This is a genomic window from Ruegeria sp. BF12, assembly GCF_056538705.1.
Genome location: NZ_JBQFTP010000009.1, coordinates 73,114 through 87,934, shown reverse-complemented (window position 1 = coordinate 87,934; position 14,821 = coordinate 73,114). Strand labels below are relative to the sequence as shown.

Annotated in this window: 11 protein-coding genes; 4 read left to right on the top strand and 7 right to left on the bottom strand. The window is 60.7% G+C overall.

Annotated features, from left to right (window positions below; all coding sequences use genetic code 11):
• Positions 1-76: 76 nt before the first annotated feature.
• Together recQ and yaaA are read left to right on the top strand one after the other, a co-directional pair.
• Positions 77-2,116, top strand: a complete 2,040-nt coding sequence (gene recQ, locus ACR0J0_RS14830; RefSeq protein ID WP_480664927.1) for a DNA helicase RecQ — start codon at positions 77-79, stop codon at positions 2,114-2,116.
• A 33-nt stretch (positions 2,117-2,149) separates the two neighbouring features.
• On the top strand, positions 2,150-2,920 hold the full coding sequence (gene yaaA, locus ACR0J0_RS14825; protein WP_480664926.1) for a peroxide stress protein YaaA: 771 nt from the start codon (positions 2,150-2,152) through the stop codon (positions 2,918-2,920).
• On the opposite strand, the gene ACR0J0_RS14820 is transcribed toward yaaA, so the two are convergent.
• Together ACR0J0_RS14820 and ACR0J0_RS14815 are read right to left on the bottom strand one after the other, a co-directional pair.
• On the bottom strand, positions 2,911-3,372 hold the full coding sequence (locus tag ACR0J0_RS14820; RefSeq protein WP_480664925.1) for a VOC family protein: 462 nt from the start codon (positions 3,370-3,372) through the stop codon (positions 2,911-2,913). The genes yaaA and ACR0J0_RS14820 overlap by 10 nt on opposite strands.
• Positions 3,373-3,381: 9 nt before the next feature.
• The gene (locus ACR0J0_RS14815) at positions 3,382-5,595 is read right to left on the bottom strand and encodes a response regulator (protein ID WP_480664924.1); all 2,214 of its coding nucleotides are present in this window, start codon (positions 5,593-5,595) and stop codon (positions 3,382-3,384) included.
• A 115-nt stretch (positions 5,596-5,710) separates the two neighbouring features.
• Between ACR0J0_RS14815 and ACR0J0_RS14810 the strand changes: the two genes are divergently transcribed.
• The gene (locus ACR0J0_RS14810) at positions 5,711-6,556 is read left to right on the top strand and encodes a 2-keto-4-pentenoate hydratase (protein ID WP_480664923.1); all 846 of its coding nucleotides are present in this window, start codon (positions 5,711-5,713) and stop codon (positions 6,554-6,556) included.
• 1 nt (position 6,557) lies between these two features.
• On the opposite strand, the gene ACR0J0_RS14805 is transcribed toward ACR0J0_RS14810, so the two are convergent.
• Genes ACR0J0_RS14805 through ACR0J0_RS14790 form a run of 4 tightly spaced genes read right to left on the bottom strand, consistent with a single transcriptional unit; the run spans position 6,558 to position 13,235 of the window.
• Positions 6,558-8,600: a hypothetical protein gene (locus tag ACR0J0_RS14805; protein WP_480664922.1), complete on the bottom strand. Its 2,043-nt coding sequence runs from the start codon at positions 8,598-8,600 to the stop codon at positions 6,558-6,560.
• On the bottom strand, positions 8,597-11,359 hold the full coding sequence (locus ACR0J0_RS14800; protein ID WP_480664921.1) for a DUF4159 domain-containing protein: 2,763 nt from the start codon (positions 11,357-11,359) through the stop codon (positions 8,597-8,599). Before ACR0J0_RS14800 ends, ACR0J0_RS14805 begins: the two co-directional genes overlap by 4 nt.
• Positions 11,356-12,231 (bottom strand): DUF58 domain-containing protein, encoded by an 876-nt coding sequence (locus ACR0J0_RS14795; RefSeq protein ID WP_480664920.1) that lies wholly within the window; start codon positions 12,229-12,231, stop codon positions 11,356-11,358. Before ACR0J0_RS14795 ends, ACR0J0_RS14800 begins: the two co-directional genes overlap by 4 nt.
• A complete protein-coding gene (locus tag ACR0J0_RS14790; protein ID WP_480664919.1) occupies positions 12,228-13,235 on the bottom strand; it encodes an AAA family ATPase in 1,008 nt (335 codons plus the stop codon). The genes ACR0J0_RS14795 and ACR0J0_RS14790 overlap by 4 nt, the downstream gene beginning before the upstream one ends.
• Positions 13,236-13,299: 64 nt before the next feature.
• On the opposite strand from ACR0J0_RS14790, the gene ACR0J0_RS14785 reads away from it, so the two are divergent.
• On the top strand, positions 13,300-13,878 hold the full coding sequence (locus ACR0J0_RS14785) for a DUF1285 domain-containing protein (RefSeq protein ID WP_480664918.1): 579 nt from the start codon (positions 13,300-13,302) through the stop codon (positions 13,876-13,878).
• On the opposite strand, the gene ACR0J0_RS14780 is transcribed toward ACR0J0_RS14785, so the two are convergent.
• A complete protein-coding gene (locus tag ACR0J0_RS14780) occupies positions 13,875-14,819 on the bottom strand; it encodes a DMT family transporter (RefSeq protein ID WP_480664917.1) in 945 nt (314 codons plus the stop codon). The two genes, ACR0J0_RS14785 and ACR0J0_RS14780, sit on opposite strands and share 4 nt — an antisense overlap.
• Positions 14,820-14,821 lie beyond the last annotated feature (2 nt).

The window sequence follows — 14,821 nt, the reverse complement described above, 5'->3', positions numbered from 1 at the left end:
CCTTGTTCACGGATTCTTAGTATGTGATGGTCCTGTCTTAAGAGCAGATAAACCTTAAAACAGGGCCACCCCGCACATGTTCGACGCCGCACCTATGCTGCGAGATGTCTTTGGATTCGACGATTTCCGCCCCGGTCAGGAAGAGATCGTCGATGCCGTGACCGCTGGCGAAAATGTGTTGGCGATCATGCCGACAGGTGGCGGCAAATCCCTGTGTTATCAACTGCCTGCACTGATGCGCGACGGCGTAACGGTAGTGATCTCACCGCTGATCGCCCTGATGCGCGATCAGGTGCGCGGACTGCAGGAGGCTGGGGTTGAGGCCGGGGCGCTGACCTCGGGCAACACGCCGGAAGAAACCGATGCCGTTTGGGCGGCGTTGGAAGCTGGACGGTTGAAACTGCTATACATGGCGCCTGAACGCCTGGCGGCCGGGTCGGCGCTGGGGATGCTGCGCCGGATCAACGTTAACCTCATCGCCGTGGACGAGGCGCATTGTGTCAGCCAATGGGGCCATGACTTTCGCCCCGATTACTTGCGGATCGGAGAGCTGCGCCGTGCTTTGAACGTGCCCTTGGCAGCCTTCACAGCTACGGCTGACGCCGAGACGCAGGATGAGATCGTCGAAAAGCTGTTCGACGGTGCTCCGCCCAACAAATTTTTGCGCGGGTTTGATCGTCCCAACATCCACCTGGCGTTTGCCGCCAAGGATGGCCCCCGCAAGCAGATCCTCGATTTCGCCGAAGCCCGCAAAGGCCAGTCCGGCATTGTTTATTGCGGGACCCGCAACAAGACCGAAGTTCTGGCGCAGGCCCTGCGTGCCGAGGGACACTCAGCCTGCCATTATCACGGCGGCATGGAGGCCGAAGATCGCCGCATCGTCGAGACCCGCTTTGCCCGCGAAGACGGCCTGATCGTGGTCGCCACGGTGGCCTTCGGCATGGGGATCGACAAGCCCGATATTCGTTGGGTCGCCCATGCCGACCTGCCCAAATCCATCGAGGCCTATTATCAGGAAATCGGCCGCGCTGGACGCGATGGTGGGCCGGCCGAAACCCTGACCCTGTTCGGGCCCGACGATATCCGCCTGCGCCGCTCGCAGATCGACGAAGGGCTGGCCCCACCCGAACGGCGCATGGCCGACCATGCGCGGCTGAACGCCCTGCTGGGATTGGCAGAGGCGCTGGAATGCCGCCGTCAGACTCTGCTGGGTTACTTTGGTGAGGAAGCCACGCCCTGCGGCAAATGCGATCTGTGCGACAGCCCACCCGAGATTTTTGACGGCACCACGCCGGTCCGCATGGCCCTGTCCGCGATCCTGCGCACCGAGGAATGGTTCGGAACAGGTCATCTGATCGATATCCTGTTGGCAAACGAAACCGACAAGATCCGCGCGCGCCGCCATGATGAGCTTTCGACCTATGGGATCGGCAAGGACTGGTCGCGGCCCCAATGGCAGGCAATCTTCCGGCAGATGATGGGGCACGATCTGGTACGACCTGACCCAGAACGCCACGGCGCGCTGCGCATGACCGAGACGGCCAAACCGATCCTGAAAGGCGAGGCGCAGATCAATCTGCGCAAAGACACGCTGCGCAAAGCGGGACGGCGACCGGCCGTCAAGATGATGGTGTCGGAAGAAGACGCGCCGCTGCTCTCCGCGCTCAAGTCCAAGCGGCGTGCACTGGCGGAATCCGCGCGTGTGCCGGCCTATGTCATTTTCCCCGACCGAACACTGATTGAGATGGCCGAGAAACGCCCGGCAACGTTGGACGACATGGCCCGCATCGGGGGCGTCGGTGCAAAAAAACTGGAACGCTATGGCGACACGTTTCTTGAAGTCGTCGCCGGCGCGGTCGAGGCCGTTCATCCCGCACGACGCAAACTGGCCGGTCGGGATCAGGGCGAGATCTATGACCGGTTGCTCGAAGTGCAGTCGCAACTGTCGCGCGGACCGGATGGCATCGACAAACCGCTCACCTGCTCGGCCTCGCAGCTTGCCAAAGTCGCACAGTTGCGCACGGACGATCCCCAGGCGATGGAAAAACTGTTGGGCGACCGTCGTCACGAAAGGTTTGGGGCCGCCTTTCTGGACGTGCTGCGCATGGCGGGCTAGATACCCCGAAGCAGGCAAGGAAAGAGGGCGGATATGCTGGTAGTGATTTCCCCGGCCAAACGGCTGGACTGGGCAGAGCGGGACGTTGAGGTCACGCAGCCCGACTTTCAGGACGATGCCATCCGCTTGTCGAAAACCGCCCGCAACCTGACTCTGGGTGATCTGAAAAAACTGATGGATCTGAGCGATGATCTGGCGCGCCTGAACCGCGACCGGTATCGCGCCTTTTCCGATGAGCCCGAAGCCGCAGTAACCCGCCCTGCGGCATTGGCTTTTGCCGGCGACACTTATCAGGGCCTTGAAGCGACCTCGCTGGACGCCGAAGAAATGGCTTGGGCACAGGATCATCTGCGCATTTTGTCTGGGCTTTATGGCGTTCTGCGGCCGCTGGACGCGATTCAGGCCTATCGTCTGGAGATGGGCAGCAAACTAAAAACGCGGCGCGGTAAGAACCTGTATGAGTACTGGCGCGACCAGTTGAGCAAAGCGCTGAACACGCAGGGTGATCAGATCGGATCGGATGTACTGGTGAACTGCGCCAGCCAGGAATATTTCGGCGCAGTAGACCCTAAATCGCTGAAATTGAGGGTCATCACACCTGTTTTCATGGAAGACAAAGGGGGCACACCCAAGATCGTCAGCTTTTTCGCCAAGAAGGCACGCGGAGCCATGGCGCGTTACATTATCCAGCACCGGCTAACCGATCCGAAAGGGTTGCTGGACTTCGACACCGGCGGCTACGAGTACCGCCCCGAGCTGTCGGAAGAGGACAAACCGGTCTTTCTCCGCCCCTATCAGGCTTGATCCAGCATCGATGGGTCGTAGGCAACTAGTTCGACAGTGTTGCCCTCGGGATCTTCGGTGAAGATGCCACGCCAGCCGATCCAGCCGAACTGCTCGACGCGGTACGGCTGGCCGATATTGTCGTACCAGCGCATCACCGCTTCCTGCTCGTCAAAGGGCAGCGATAGGGCGATATGATGCAGCGACGACCCTCCGCCCGTTGCCGGTTTCTGCCGGCCTGTTGGGTGCAGCCCGGGCCGCGGCGCAGCGGTGTAATGAAACAGTGCCAGAACCTGCGTGTGCCCGCCGAATCCCGGTGCAATCTGAAAAAAGGTAATCGCGCTGTTATGATCCCCGCTCAGGCGCTTTAGCCCAATCACGTTTTCATAAAATTCAACCATCGTACCCATATCGGCGCAGCGGATAGCAATCTCACCCAACGCGCGGGGCTGGAAACCTCGATCTTCAGTCATGAGCGCACCCTATTCGGGCTGACTGCCGTCGGCAATGACCGAAGAGCAACCGTCCGGTCTGTGCGTCAAAATCATTTTATGAATCTTCTGCTTTTGCAACGGCTTGGTCAGGTAGTGATCCAGTCCGGCCGACAAAATACCCTGATCGTCCCCGGCCATCGCATGCGCTGTTAAAGCAACGATCGGAACGTGCCGACCGGTCTCAATCTCGCGCCGCCGGATTTCCTCCGTCGCCTGTTTGCCGTCCATTTTCGGCATCGAGATGTCCATGAAGATCAGGTCGGGGTCAAAGTCCTGATGCTCTTGCACCGCTTCGATTCCGTCACCGGCAAACCGCAGGTCGATGTGCAAATCCTTGACCATTTTTCGAAGGATCAACTGGTTGGTCCGGTTATCCTCGGCGGCAAGCACGCGCATTTTACGCGCGCTTGCCGCCTGCACGGCCCGGTTTGGCTGGTTGATAACCGGAATACCTTCTGAAAACGTGTCATGCGACGGCCCTCCGAGCGCCATCAGTCGCGCATACAACTCGGCCCGAGGAATCGGCTTTTGCAGAACGCCTTCGATCAGATGACGCGCCGGGTGGGCGTGAATGACACCGGGATTGGCCGACATCACCACAACCGGTAGGTCGCTCCATCCCCGATCTCTGAGCGTGACGGCCAGTTCCAGCGCATCCATGTCAGGCAGATCATGATCACACAGCAGAAGATCCACGCTGTCATCCAGTTCGGCCAATGCCTCGCGACCCGATGCGCAGACCGTCACCTGCGATCCCAACCGGCCCAGTTGTTTCGACAATATCGCCCTGTTGGCAGCCAGGTTCTCGACGATCATGACGTGGCGCAGGCGACCATCGAGATCCGGTGGAGCGGGTTGCGGGCCCTCCGCTGTAGGCAGCGAGACCCGGAACCCGAAACAGGAGCCCTGACCCGGATCGCTTTCTACCCAGATGGACCCGCCCATCAGCGTGATCAGCCGTTTGGTGATGGCCAGACCAAGACCTGTTCCCTCGAACGCCCGGTTTCGTTCATCCTCGACCTGATTGAATTCACCAAAGATGTGCCCGATCTTGTCTTCATCGATGCCAATGCCCGTGTCCTCGATCGCGACATGCACGTCGCAGGGCTGCGTGTCCGCGTTGGGCACGCCGGTGACACGGATCAGGACGTGACCCTCAGAGGTGAATTTGACCGCATTGCCGACGAGATTGGTCAGAACCTGCCGGACCCGTCCGGGATCACCCACAAACAAAGTGGGCAGGAACAGGTCGTAGTCCACCAGCAGCGTCAGCCCTTTGTCGCGAACGCTGGGTTGCAACAGCATCGCGACCTCAAGAATGCAGCGTTCAAAATCGAACTGTTCCGGATGCAGGGTCAGCTTGTCAGCCTCGATCTTCGAGTAATCCAGGACGTCGTTGATGATGACCAGCAGCGCTTCGCCCGAATTGCGGATGGTGTTCAGGTAAAGCCGTTGCTCTTCGTCCAGAGGCGTTTCGGACATCAGTTCGGTCATGCCTACGATGCCGTTCATCGGGGTTCGGATTTCGTGGCTCATATTGGCCAGAAAAGCCGATTTGGCACGGTTTGCCGCCTCGGCCCGTTCGCGGGCGGCGGTCAACTCGGCCTCGTGGCGCACTGATGCGGTGATGTTCAGGGCCAGGCTCACGACGTCGCCGCCATGGCCCCGTTGGTCGATCAGCTTGATGTAGTGGCCGTTCCATAATCGTATGACCTCGGGCTGAGGATTCAAAACAGCCCACCGTTTCAGCAACCTGTCGCACCAACTGGAGGCAGTTTCCGATCCGATATCGACAAGCCCTTCGGTCGTCAGAATTTCAAGAAGCCGGGGATAGGTGACACCCGGCGCGACCTCTTCCAACCCGTCAAACACACTCAGGTATGCCGCATTGGCTCCAATAAGACGGCCTTCCTCGTCAAAAAATGCGAACCCGTCCTGAATAGTCTGAATGGAATGCCACAACCGGCGCTCGGCCACCTCGATTTTGGCGTTTGCGACCGTCAGATCGGATTTGACCTTTTCGTTTTCATCCCGAACCGTTTCGACCTCGGCCTGAGTTTCTCCGATCCGCTTGGTCAGCGCCATCGCGTGCAGGCCCAGTTTGCGGTTGGCGGCAGACAATTCCGCCTGTTTCATTTCTAGTAACCGTTCTGCCGCAAGGCGCGCGCGCCGTTCCTGTGCCAGTTTTCCTGCAAGACTCATCTGTGGTGATCCCGGAGTAATCCGCGCCCAGCATCCCGGCAGAGCGTGAAGAACTGTTTAAACCGTTGCCCAAAGTTCAAAGCCCGTGCCAGTCTTGGCAAAACGGAGGTGTAACATGCGGGTTTTTCTTGGCGCTTTGATGGTTTTTGGAGTGTTTGCCCAACCCGTGGCGGCGAAGTGTGCCACGGATGTTCAGATCGAACGGTTTGTCGCAGATTACATTTCCAATACGCCCACTGTAGCTCTGTCGACGGGTGGCACGATAGAGGACGCATTCTGCACGCAGGAGCGCATAGTAGTAGCGTTAGAGCCACATATGGGCCCCATCATCGGCTATAAGGCCGGATTGACCAGTGCTCCGGCACAGGAAAGGTTTGGTGCATCCGAGCCGGTGCAGGGTGTGCTGTTCCGCGACATGATGCTGGAAGATGGTGCGTCCGTTCCGTATGGCTGGGGCGCGCGACCCGTGTTCGAGGCCGACCTGATCCTGGTCGTAGGCGATGAAGGGATCAACCAGGCCACGACACCCGAGGGCGTTCTGAAGAATGTCTCGGCCATCCGCCCCTTTATCGAGCTGCCGGACCTGACCCTCGCCGAAGGCGAACCGATTACCCCGGTCACCCTGACGGCCATCGGTGTTGCGCCCAAGCTGGGTGTTCTGGGCGCTGAAATTCCGGTGACGGACCCGGCGACGATGTCGCGGGCCCTGGCAGATATGACCGTCACACTCCGCACGGCAAATGGCGAGGTTCTGGCCCAAGCGCCGGGTACGGCGGTGTTGGGTCACCCGGCCAACGCGGCGCTTTGGCTGATGTCCAAAGGGATCGAATTCGAACCGGGCGACCTAATTTCAGTAGGGTCCTTCGGGCCATTGTTTCCGCCCGCCAAAGGCGAAGGCGGGGCATCTGTCACATACGAAGGTTTGCCCGGTGATCCAACGGTCAGCGTCGTGTTCGACTGACCTAGCGCCGCCCCTCGCGCAGCCAGCCCGCCAGCAGGAACCCACCCGCTAGCAACAAAACCAACCAGGGCGGCAGCAGCCCGGCTTGAGTCACATCGCGGGTTTCATACGCATTCCGCGGTGTCAGCCCGATCCATCCGCGCCCTGCTGCGGGACGCCCGGAACGCACGTTTCGGATTGACGGCAAGCCGTCCTCCAACCGCAGTGCGCCACCACGCAACTCGGCCACTACAGGCTCCAGAACGTCAGGCGTGGCAATTGTACGCTCGAACTCTTTAGGTGCTGCCGGACCCAGGCCGATGACAGTGGACTGATCGCCTTCCTGCAGGCGATAGAGGCCAATCTCGGGCCCGTAATACTGGGTCTCGAACCGCCCCGGAGAGACCTCGTTTAACGTGACTTCCTGCGTTTCGCCGTTCGGGCGAATTACGGTAACTGGCCCGACCTTGTCCCCCAGCGTTTGGCGGATGATGCGCATCACCTGACCGTTGGCTTCGGCCCACAGGGCCTCTTCCTCAAGCTCGGGTTCTTTCATCATCCAGTGGGCAAGCCTGCGCAGCAGTTCCAGTTGCGGACCGCCGCCCTCAAAACCCCGACTCCAAAGCCAGGCGTGATCCGATGCCAAAAGCGCCACGCGGCCTTCACCAACCCGGTTGAGCACAAGCAGCGGCCGATCATCAACACCCGTCATCAACACTTCACCTGTGCGGTGGTTCACGTCGATCTGGCGCAACCACGCACCCCAATCCTCGGAATTGCCAAGGTCGGTTGTGACCGGATGACGATGCCCCAGATCGGTGACCATCGGCACATAACGCTCCTCGATCACGCGCGCAGTGGGCTGTGCGGGCAGGATTGGGGCCAGTGGCGAGCGGAATATGCTGTCGGCGCTTGCGAAATCCGGTCCTGCGGCAATCAGAACAGCACCGCCTTCGTTGATATAGTTGGTGACGTTGTCCAGATAGATCGCCGGCAGGATGCCGCGACGCTTGTAACGGTCAAAGATGATCAGGTCGAAATCGTTGATCTTTTCCAGAAACAGCTCACGCGTCGGGAAAGCGATCAGAGACAGCTCGTCCACCGGCACCCCGTCCTGCTTTTCCGGTGGCCTCAGAATGGTGAAATGCACCAGATCGACCGAGCTGTCGGATTTCAGCAGGTTGCGCCACGTCCGCCCGCCCGGATGCGGCTCACCCGAGACCAGCAGAACGCGCAGCCGGTCGCGCACACCGTTCATCTGTATCAACGCGGTGTTGTTGCGGTCAGTCAGTTCGCCTTCGGCCTCTGGCACCGTGAACTGAATCACGTTGCGCCCGCCGTGGGGCAGAGTGATCGGCAGTTCGACATCGATGCCGATGGGAATATTGAATTGCTCGGCCTCGCCCCCGTCTACAGAAATCTCCAGCGGCGCAGTTGTGGCCCCCGCAGGCGCGGCACCGCTGTCTTCGACACGAAGGGTCAGAGTGACAGGTTCACCAATAATGGCAAATGCTGGCGCATTGCGGACAATCAGACGGCGATCCCAATCCGTTTCTCGCCCTGTTTGCAGTAAGTGCATGGGCGCAGGCAGGTCCGGCGCCTGATCGGCGTCATGCACGATACCGTCCGACAAAACCAGAATACCAGCGATCCGGGCGCGAGGTTCTTCGGCCAGCGCTTCGTTCAGCGCAGCCATCACCTGCGTGCCTTCGTCCCCGTCGCCGTCCCCCACGCGAATGCGACGCAATTCCGTGTTGTCGCGGGATTCGATTTCGGCCGACAGTTCCTCGGCCGCTTGTGCGGTTTGATCCGTCCGGTCCGAGAGTGTCTGACTGGCGCTCTCATCCTCGATCATCAGCACGATATCTGTCAGCGGCGCACGATCCTCGATCTGGTAGACCGGGCCAGCCAGTGCAGCGATCACGACCAAGGCCGCAAGCCCGCGCAAAGCCCATCCCGACAGGCCCCGCCATAGGGCCAAAATGACACCGCCCACCGCAATAGCAGCTACGATGGCCAGAATGGGCCATGGGATCAGCGGATCGAAGATGACGGTTCCAGTCATTGTCCCAACCTGTCCAGCAGCGCAGGCACGTGCACCTGATCGGATTTGTAGTTCCCGGTCAGCACATGCATCACCAGATTGACGCCAAAGCGGTTGGCCAGTTCACGCTGGCGCTCGCCAGCATAACCGCGTCCGACCGGCAGCAAAGCCTGCCCGTTACGATCCACGGCCCAGGCCCCGGCCCAGTCATTGCCGCCGATCACCACCGGCGTCACGTTGTCGTTGAGGTTGCGGAACGGCATTCCTTCGATTTGCTCAGCATCCATCGGAGCGGCCTCGACCCAAACCTCGGTGCCGGCATAGCGCCCTGGGAAATCCTGCAACAGATAGAAGGTTCGGGTCAGAACGTGGTCTCTGGGAATAGGCTCTAACGAAGGGATATTCAGCGGCGCTGCAATCTGTTGCAACTTGCGCCCGTTCGGGCTCGCGGCCCCAAACCGGGCGACATCGGCATCGCGTGTGTCGAACAGGATCATGCCGCCCGACCGCAGATAGGCGTTGAGCTTGGCGTAAGCTTCGACCGATGGTTGTGGCTGATCCGGCGAGATTGGCCAGTAGAGTAGCGGGAAGAACGCCAGTTCGTCGCGTTCCAGATCAACGCCAAAGGGTTCGGCGGGTTCCACCGAGGTGCGATAGAACAGCGTCTGCGCCAAACCGCGCATCCCGGCGGCGGCGATGTCGTCGACCTGCGCATCTCCGGTCAGAACATGCGCCAGCACCAATTCCTTTGTCGCATTCAACGCAAAATCCGTTTCCTCGGGCGTCTGAGCCTGAGCCTCGGGCACCAGCAGAATCGCGCCCAGCGCAACGGCCGCCGCCTTGGCCAGACCAAGCCGACCCGACAACGCCAGTGAAGCGATCACGTCAATAGTCAGCAACAGCAACGCGAGACTGAGCAGAATGCCCCCGATGGGGGTTTCGGTGCTGACCTCTTGCCCCTTGATCGGAACATCCGACGGCCAGATCGCAGGGTTGAGCACCGCCTCGTCATTCAACACGTTCAGCGCCAATTTCTGCTTGCCGCTTTCGTACAAACCCGGTCGCAGGTCAGGGCCGATCTTGCCGGACACCAGTTCCACCCCATCGACGCCCGCCAGATTGCCCGCATCAGACAGGGTGCCAAAGCCGTCCATGACTTGAATTGGCTCCCAAGTAGTGCCCTGCAACTGTGACTCCTGCCGGGATTTGGCCGCCGATGCCACCGCAAGCCGGTCCAGCATCTCAACAAACAGGCCGGACAAGGGAAGGCTGGACCACTCGGCATCTGCAGTCACGTGGAACAGCACGACCTGCCCCAAACCCAGTGCCTTGCGTGTCACCAGAGGCGTGCCATCCGACAGCGAAGCAATGACGCGATCCGCCAGATTAGGGTCTGGTTGCGCCATGACCTGGGTCGTGACCGTCACGTCCTCAGGCACCTGCAACCCATAGAAAGGTGAGCTTTCGGGGAATGGTGCCAGACCTTTGGCCTCTCCCCAGCTCATCGCACCTCCGACCGAGCGGCCGCCGCTGCGCAGGCGCACCGGCAGCAGGGCATCTTCGGAATCTCGGCCCAGATCGCTGGCAGCCATGCGCGGGCCGGCGAAGCGCAGCAAAAGACCGCCCTGTTCGACCCATTCGACCAGCGCCGCCTGTTCTGATCCGGCCAGTTTCGCCACATCGGCCAGGACAATCACGTCGGGGTTTGCGGGCAGGATTTCAAGCAATCCACCTTCGACGAAATCCGCTGTGGGGATCAGAACCTGCGTCAGATAATGCAGCGGTGACAGCAGTTCCAACCCTTCGCGGTTCAGTGTTCCGGCAATCAAGGCGACCTCGCGCCGGCGCAGGCTGTCATCGGTCAGCGTCACAGCCCCTGCCGAACGCTGCCCCTGAATTTCAAAGCGTGTGATCCGCGCGCGTAGCTCTGATGGTAGGGCCAATTCAACCTCAGCCAGCGTCTCGCCACTTGCAAACTCCATATCAACCGATTGCAGAATCCGCATGGCACCGGCCGGATCGCGGCCCTGCGCCAGAATAGTGATGCGCTCGAATGGTCCGGGTTCTGCCCGCTGGGCTGTCAATTGAATGACACCGTCCTGATAGGCGGCGGGCAGGATGGCAACTGCAGGCGTCGGAGCCTGGTAGACCGTGACCGCCCCGCGTGCACGCAGCGCGGACAGGATGTTATCATGCCCCTCATAGCTCAGGCGATCGCTGAACCAATGGGTATCAAACTCGCCCTCCACCTGATCCAGCGAGGCCAGTGTCTGGTCGATCTGTACATTTGTTGGTTGCCACGGCATCGGGACCAGCCCTGGCAAGCGACCGCGCCATGCCTCAGCTGCCTGAAATACCGGGGCTTCGGGTTCGGTCAGACGCAGGATTGCAACCGTACGCCCCGCGCGGCCAGCCTCGGTCAGTTGCGCGTCGATCTGGTCCAGAGTTGAGGACCACCGCGTGGCCCCGCCCCAACTGGCATCAAGCACCAGCAACAGCGGACCCGTTCCAGTCTGATCACGCGATGGGTTCAGGACCGGCCCGGCCAATCCGATGATAATCGCGGCAGCCGCCAGCATCCGCAGCAGCAACAACCACCACGGGGTACGGTCGGAAACGCTCTCATCATCTTTCAGGCCCAACAACAGCGTCACCGCCGGGAACAACCGGCGGATCGGTGCAGGTGGTACGGCACGCAGGATCAACCACAGGATCGGCAGGGTCAGAAGACCCAGCAACACCCATGGTGCGGTAAAGCCGATGCCCGCCAGAACCGTCATCCCGTTCCCCCATCCAGCGCGCGGTAGAGCCACAACAGAGCCGCTTGTGCGCTGTCACCGGTGTGATGAAGCCCCAGTTGCCAGCCCGTTGCACGACACAATTGCGTCAACGCATCTTTGCGTTTGGCAAGCCGCTCCAGGTACCGTTCACGCAAATCTCCGGCTTTGAGCGTTTCGTGTCGAACGGATCCGCCGACGCTTTCAAAAATCGTGCGGCCCCGGTAGGGGAATGTTTCTTCCCCGGGGTCGAGGACCTGCAGGACCAGACCCCGTACGCCCCGGTCGGCGGCTTTGGTCAGGGCCAGTTCAACCTCGTCCATCGGACCGAGAAAATCGGAAATGAATACGGCCCGCGCGTGTGGGATCATGGCGCGGTGTTCAGGTGGGGAGTAGTCTGCCTCGGCATCCTCGGACCATGCCTGTGCAAGCCGGATGATCTGGGCATTGCCACGCCGCGGCGGCAGGGTCGTACCGGTCAGGCCCACACGTTCGCCACCTCGCACCAACAAGATCGCCGTCGCCATACCCAGCAAGCGAGCGCGGTCGGCCTTGGTGGGCAGGTTCTTGTCCGACGCAAACCGCATCGACGCGCCCTGATCGACCCACAGCATAACCGATTGAGCAATCTGCCATTCGCGCTCGCGCACAAACTGCTGATCGCCTCGCGCCGACCGGCGGTGGTCGATCATTCGGCGGCTGTCCCCAATCTGGGCAGGGCGGTATTGCCAAAAGTCATCGCCAAGGCCCGAGCGGCGCCGTCCGTGGTCACCCAGAAGGACAGTTCCCGCCAAATGTTCCGCTCTGGCCAAAAGGGGCGGCAGCCGGGACGCCTCGGCCTCGGATCTTTCGCGAAGGGTCAGCGCGGCATTCACGCCGCAGCCTCGGTGCGGACCAACCCTGCGGCGGTGGTGTCAATGAGGTCAGCCAGGCTGTCACCACGCGCCCGCGCCGCAAAGTTCAGCGCCATCCGGTGGCTGAGGACCGGGCGCGCCATGTCCAGCACATCCTCGGCATTCGGTGCCAGACGCCCCTGCAACATCGCCCGCGCCCGCACCGTCATCATCAACGCCTGCGCCGCGCGAGGGCCAGGACCCCAGGCAACGGTTTCGGCAACGCGTTCGGAAACGCCAGCCTCTTCAGGGCGGAAAGCGCGAACAAGATCGAGGATCAGTTCCACAACCGAGTCGCCGACCGGCATCCGGCGCAGCAACACCTGCGCGGCCAGCAGTTCCTCTTTGGCGAATATCTGATGCGCCGCGTCTTCCTCTACGCCCGTCGTGGCCAGCAGAATATCACGTTCGGTCTGCCGGTCGGGGTATTCCACGTCGACTTGCACCAAGAAACGGTCAAGCTGCGCCTCGGGCAGCGGATAGGTGCCTTCCTGTTCGATCGGGTTTTGCGTCGCCAATACGTGGAACGGCTCATCCAATGCGCGATCTTCACCGGCGACAGTCACGGTGCGCTCTTGCATCGCTTGCAACAGCGCTGATTGGGTGCGCGGGCTGGCACGGTTAATCTCATCCGCCATCAGCAATTCGCAGAAGATCGGGCCGGGAATAAAGCGGAAGTGGCGGCTGCCATCCTCGGCGGTGTCCAAAACTTCGGAGCCCAGAATATCGGCGGGCATCAGGTCGGGCGTGAACTGGATGCGATTGCCATGCAGCCCCATTACGGTCGACAAAGTCTCGACCAATCGCGTCTTGCCCAACCCCGGCAGACCGATCAGCAGGGCATGACCACCACACAGCAACGCGGTCAGAGTCAGGTCCACAACCCTTTCCTGTCCGATAAAGCGACGGGTGATCGAGGACTTGGCCTCTTGCAGCTTATTTTCCAGCGCTTCGATCTCGGACACGAGGTCGGCAGGTTCGGTCATGACTTTCCCTTCCGTGGACTAATATGGTTGAAGTGTATCGCGCGAAAAGGAAATGGCAAAAGCAATGAGCGGACAAAAACCTGTGACCCCCTCTCCGGACGGGCTGGCGGCCTCGGTCAAGGCGGCCAAAACCAGGGGTTTACCCCCTGTTCACCTATGGAATCCTCCGTTTTGCGGCGATCTGGACATCAAGATCGCAAAAGATGGCACCTGGACTTATTTAGGTTCGCCCATCAATCGGTTCGAGCTTGTGAAGCTTTTTTCCTCAATTCTTAAGAAAGAAGACGGGAAATACTATCTGGTGACCCCGGTCGAGAAGGTGGGAATCACTGTCGAGGATGCGCCCTTTGTTGCCGTTGATTTCGATACGAGCGGCGAAGGGCAGGCGCAAACCCTGACTTTCACGACCCATGTCGGCGATACTGCGATTGCCGGACCTGACCACCCGATCCGAATTGTCATTGATCCCGAGACAGATGAACCATCTCCCTATGTATTGGTTCGCGCAAACCTTGAGGCGCGGATAGATCGCAAAAGCTTTTATCGGCTTGTCGACATCGCCATGCATAAGGACGACTGGTTCGGCGTTTGGTCCAGCGGGCAGTTTTTCCCGCTTATCCGATCGGATGATTTGCCGGATTAGGCAGACTGCGCGGATCGCCGTTCCTGCGCCAGTACAACGGCCATTGCGACGATCCCCGCGCCCAGCGCCCGGGTCCAGTTCCACTCTTCACCCAGCACCAGCATGATCAGCATCACGTAGAATGGCGCGATATTGATGTGGAAGGACGATAGCGCAACACCCAGCCTACCGATCGACGCGATGAACAAAACCTGGCTCAGCCCCATCGCAACAAGCGCGTAGATGACCAGCATCCCCGCCTGTTGAAGGTCAAACGGGGTCGCAGGCATCACATCCATGCCAATTTGCGTTGCCCCCAGTATCATCAGCGTCGCCATGACCAGCCCGCCGACGAAGGTTATTGTTGTACGCCCGGTCTGGCTGAGCTCGGGGAAATCCCGGGCCGTCGCCATGCTCGCCCAGCAGAACAAGGCCGTTGATACAACGGCACAGGCCGCCCCCAACCCCAGTTGCGCCGGTGCCAGAGCGCTGGTGGCAATCAAACCGCCGACAATCGACACAAGTACCCCCAGCGCAAAGTTCCACTTCAGCCGGCGCGTTCCCGCTGCCAGTTCCAGCAGCGTGGCCATCAATGGCGCGCACGAGGCGATGATCGCCACCGTCACCGGGTCAGTCAGTTTTTGCGCCACGATCATCAGGAGCATGGCCGTACCAAGCCCAAATCCCCCGACCAGCATCGCGTGCCCCCACCGCGCGGACACGACGCGGCGCGGCCCATCGATCAGCATCCAGATCGGCACCATGACAACAACGGCCAATGCCAGTCGCGCAGCCAGCAAAGCGACCGGAGGCCACGTCTGCAACAACACCTCGGCTGCCGGAAAACCGGCCGCCCACGTCAACATCGACGCCACCGCCAAACCGTTGCCGGACAATGCAGAGTTCTGTCCTGCAGGCGCAGAAAGAGTGTTCCCGCGCACGGGGTCTGGGCTCATCGCCATCG

Coding starts and splice junctions, on each gene's coding strand:
- ACR0J0_RS14810 (WP_480664923.1), top strand. CDS start 5,711: ATGCGGGTTTTTCTTGGCGCTTTGATGGTTTTTGGAGTGTTTGCCCAA.
- yaaA (WP_480664926.1), top strand. CDS start 2,150: ATGCTGGTAGTGATTTCCCCGGCCAAACGGCTGGACTGGGCAGAGCGG.
- recQ (WP_480664927.1), top strand. CDS start 77: ATGTTCGACGCCGCACCTATGCTGCGAGATGTCTTTGGATTCGACGAT.
- ACR0J0_RS14815 (WP_480664924.1), bottom strand. CDS start 5,595: ATGAGTCTTGCAGGAAAACTGGCACAGGAACGGCGCGCGCGCCTTGCG.
- ACR0J0_RS14805 (WP_480664922.1), bottom strand. CDS start 8,600: ATGACTGGAACCGTCATCTTCGATCCGCTGATCCCATGGCCCATTCTG.
- ACR0J0_RS14790 (WP_480664919.1), bottom strand. CDS start 13,235: ATGACCGAACCTGCCGACCTCGTGTCCGAGATCGAAGCGCTGGAAAAT.
- ACR0J0_RS14820 (WP_480664925.1), bottom strand. CDS start 3,372: ATGACTGAAGATCGAGGTTTCCAGCCCCGCGCGTTGGGTGAGATTGCT.
- ACR0J0_RS14780 (WP_480664917.1), bottom strand. CDS start 14,819: ATGGCGATGAGCCCAGACCCCGTGCGCGGGAACACTCTTTCTGCGCCT.
- ACR0J0_RS14800 (WP_480664921.1), bottom strand. CDS start 11,359: ATGACGGTTCTGGCGGGCATCGGCTTTACCGCACCATGGGTGTTGCTG.
- ACR0J0_RS14785 (WP_480664918.1), top strand. CDS start 13,300: ATGAGCGGACAAAAACCTGTGACCCCCTCTCCGGACGGGCTGGCGGCC.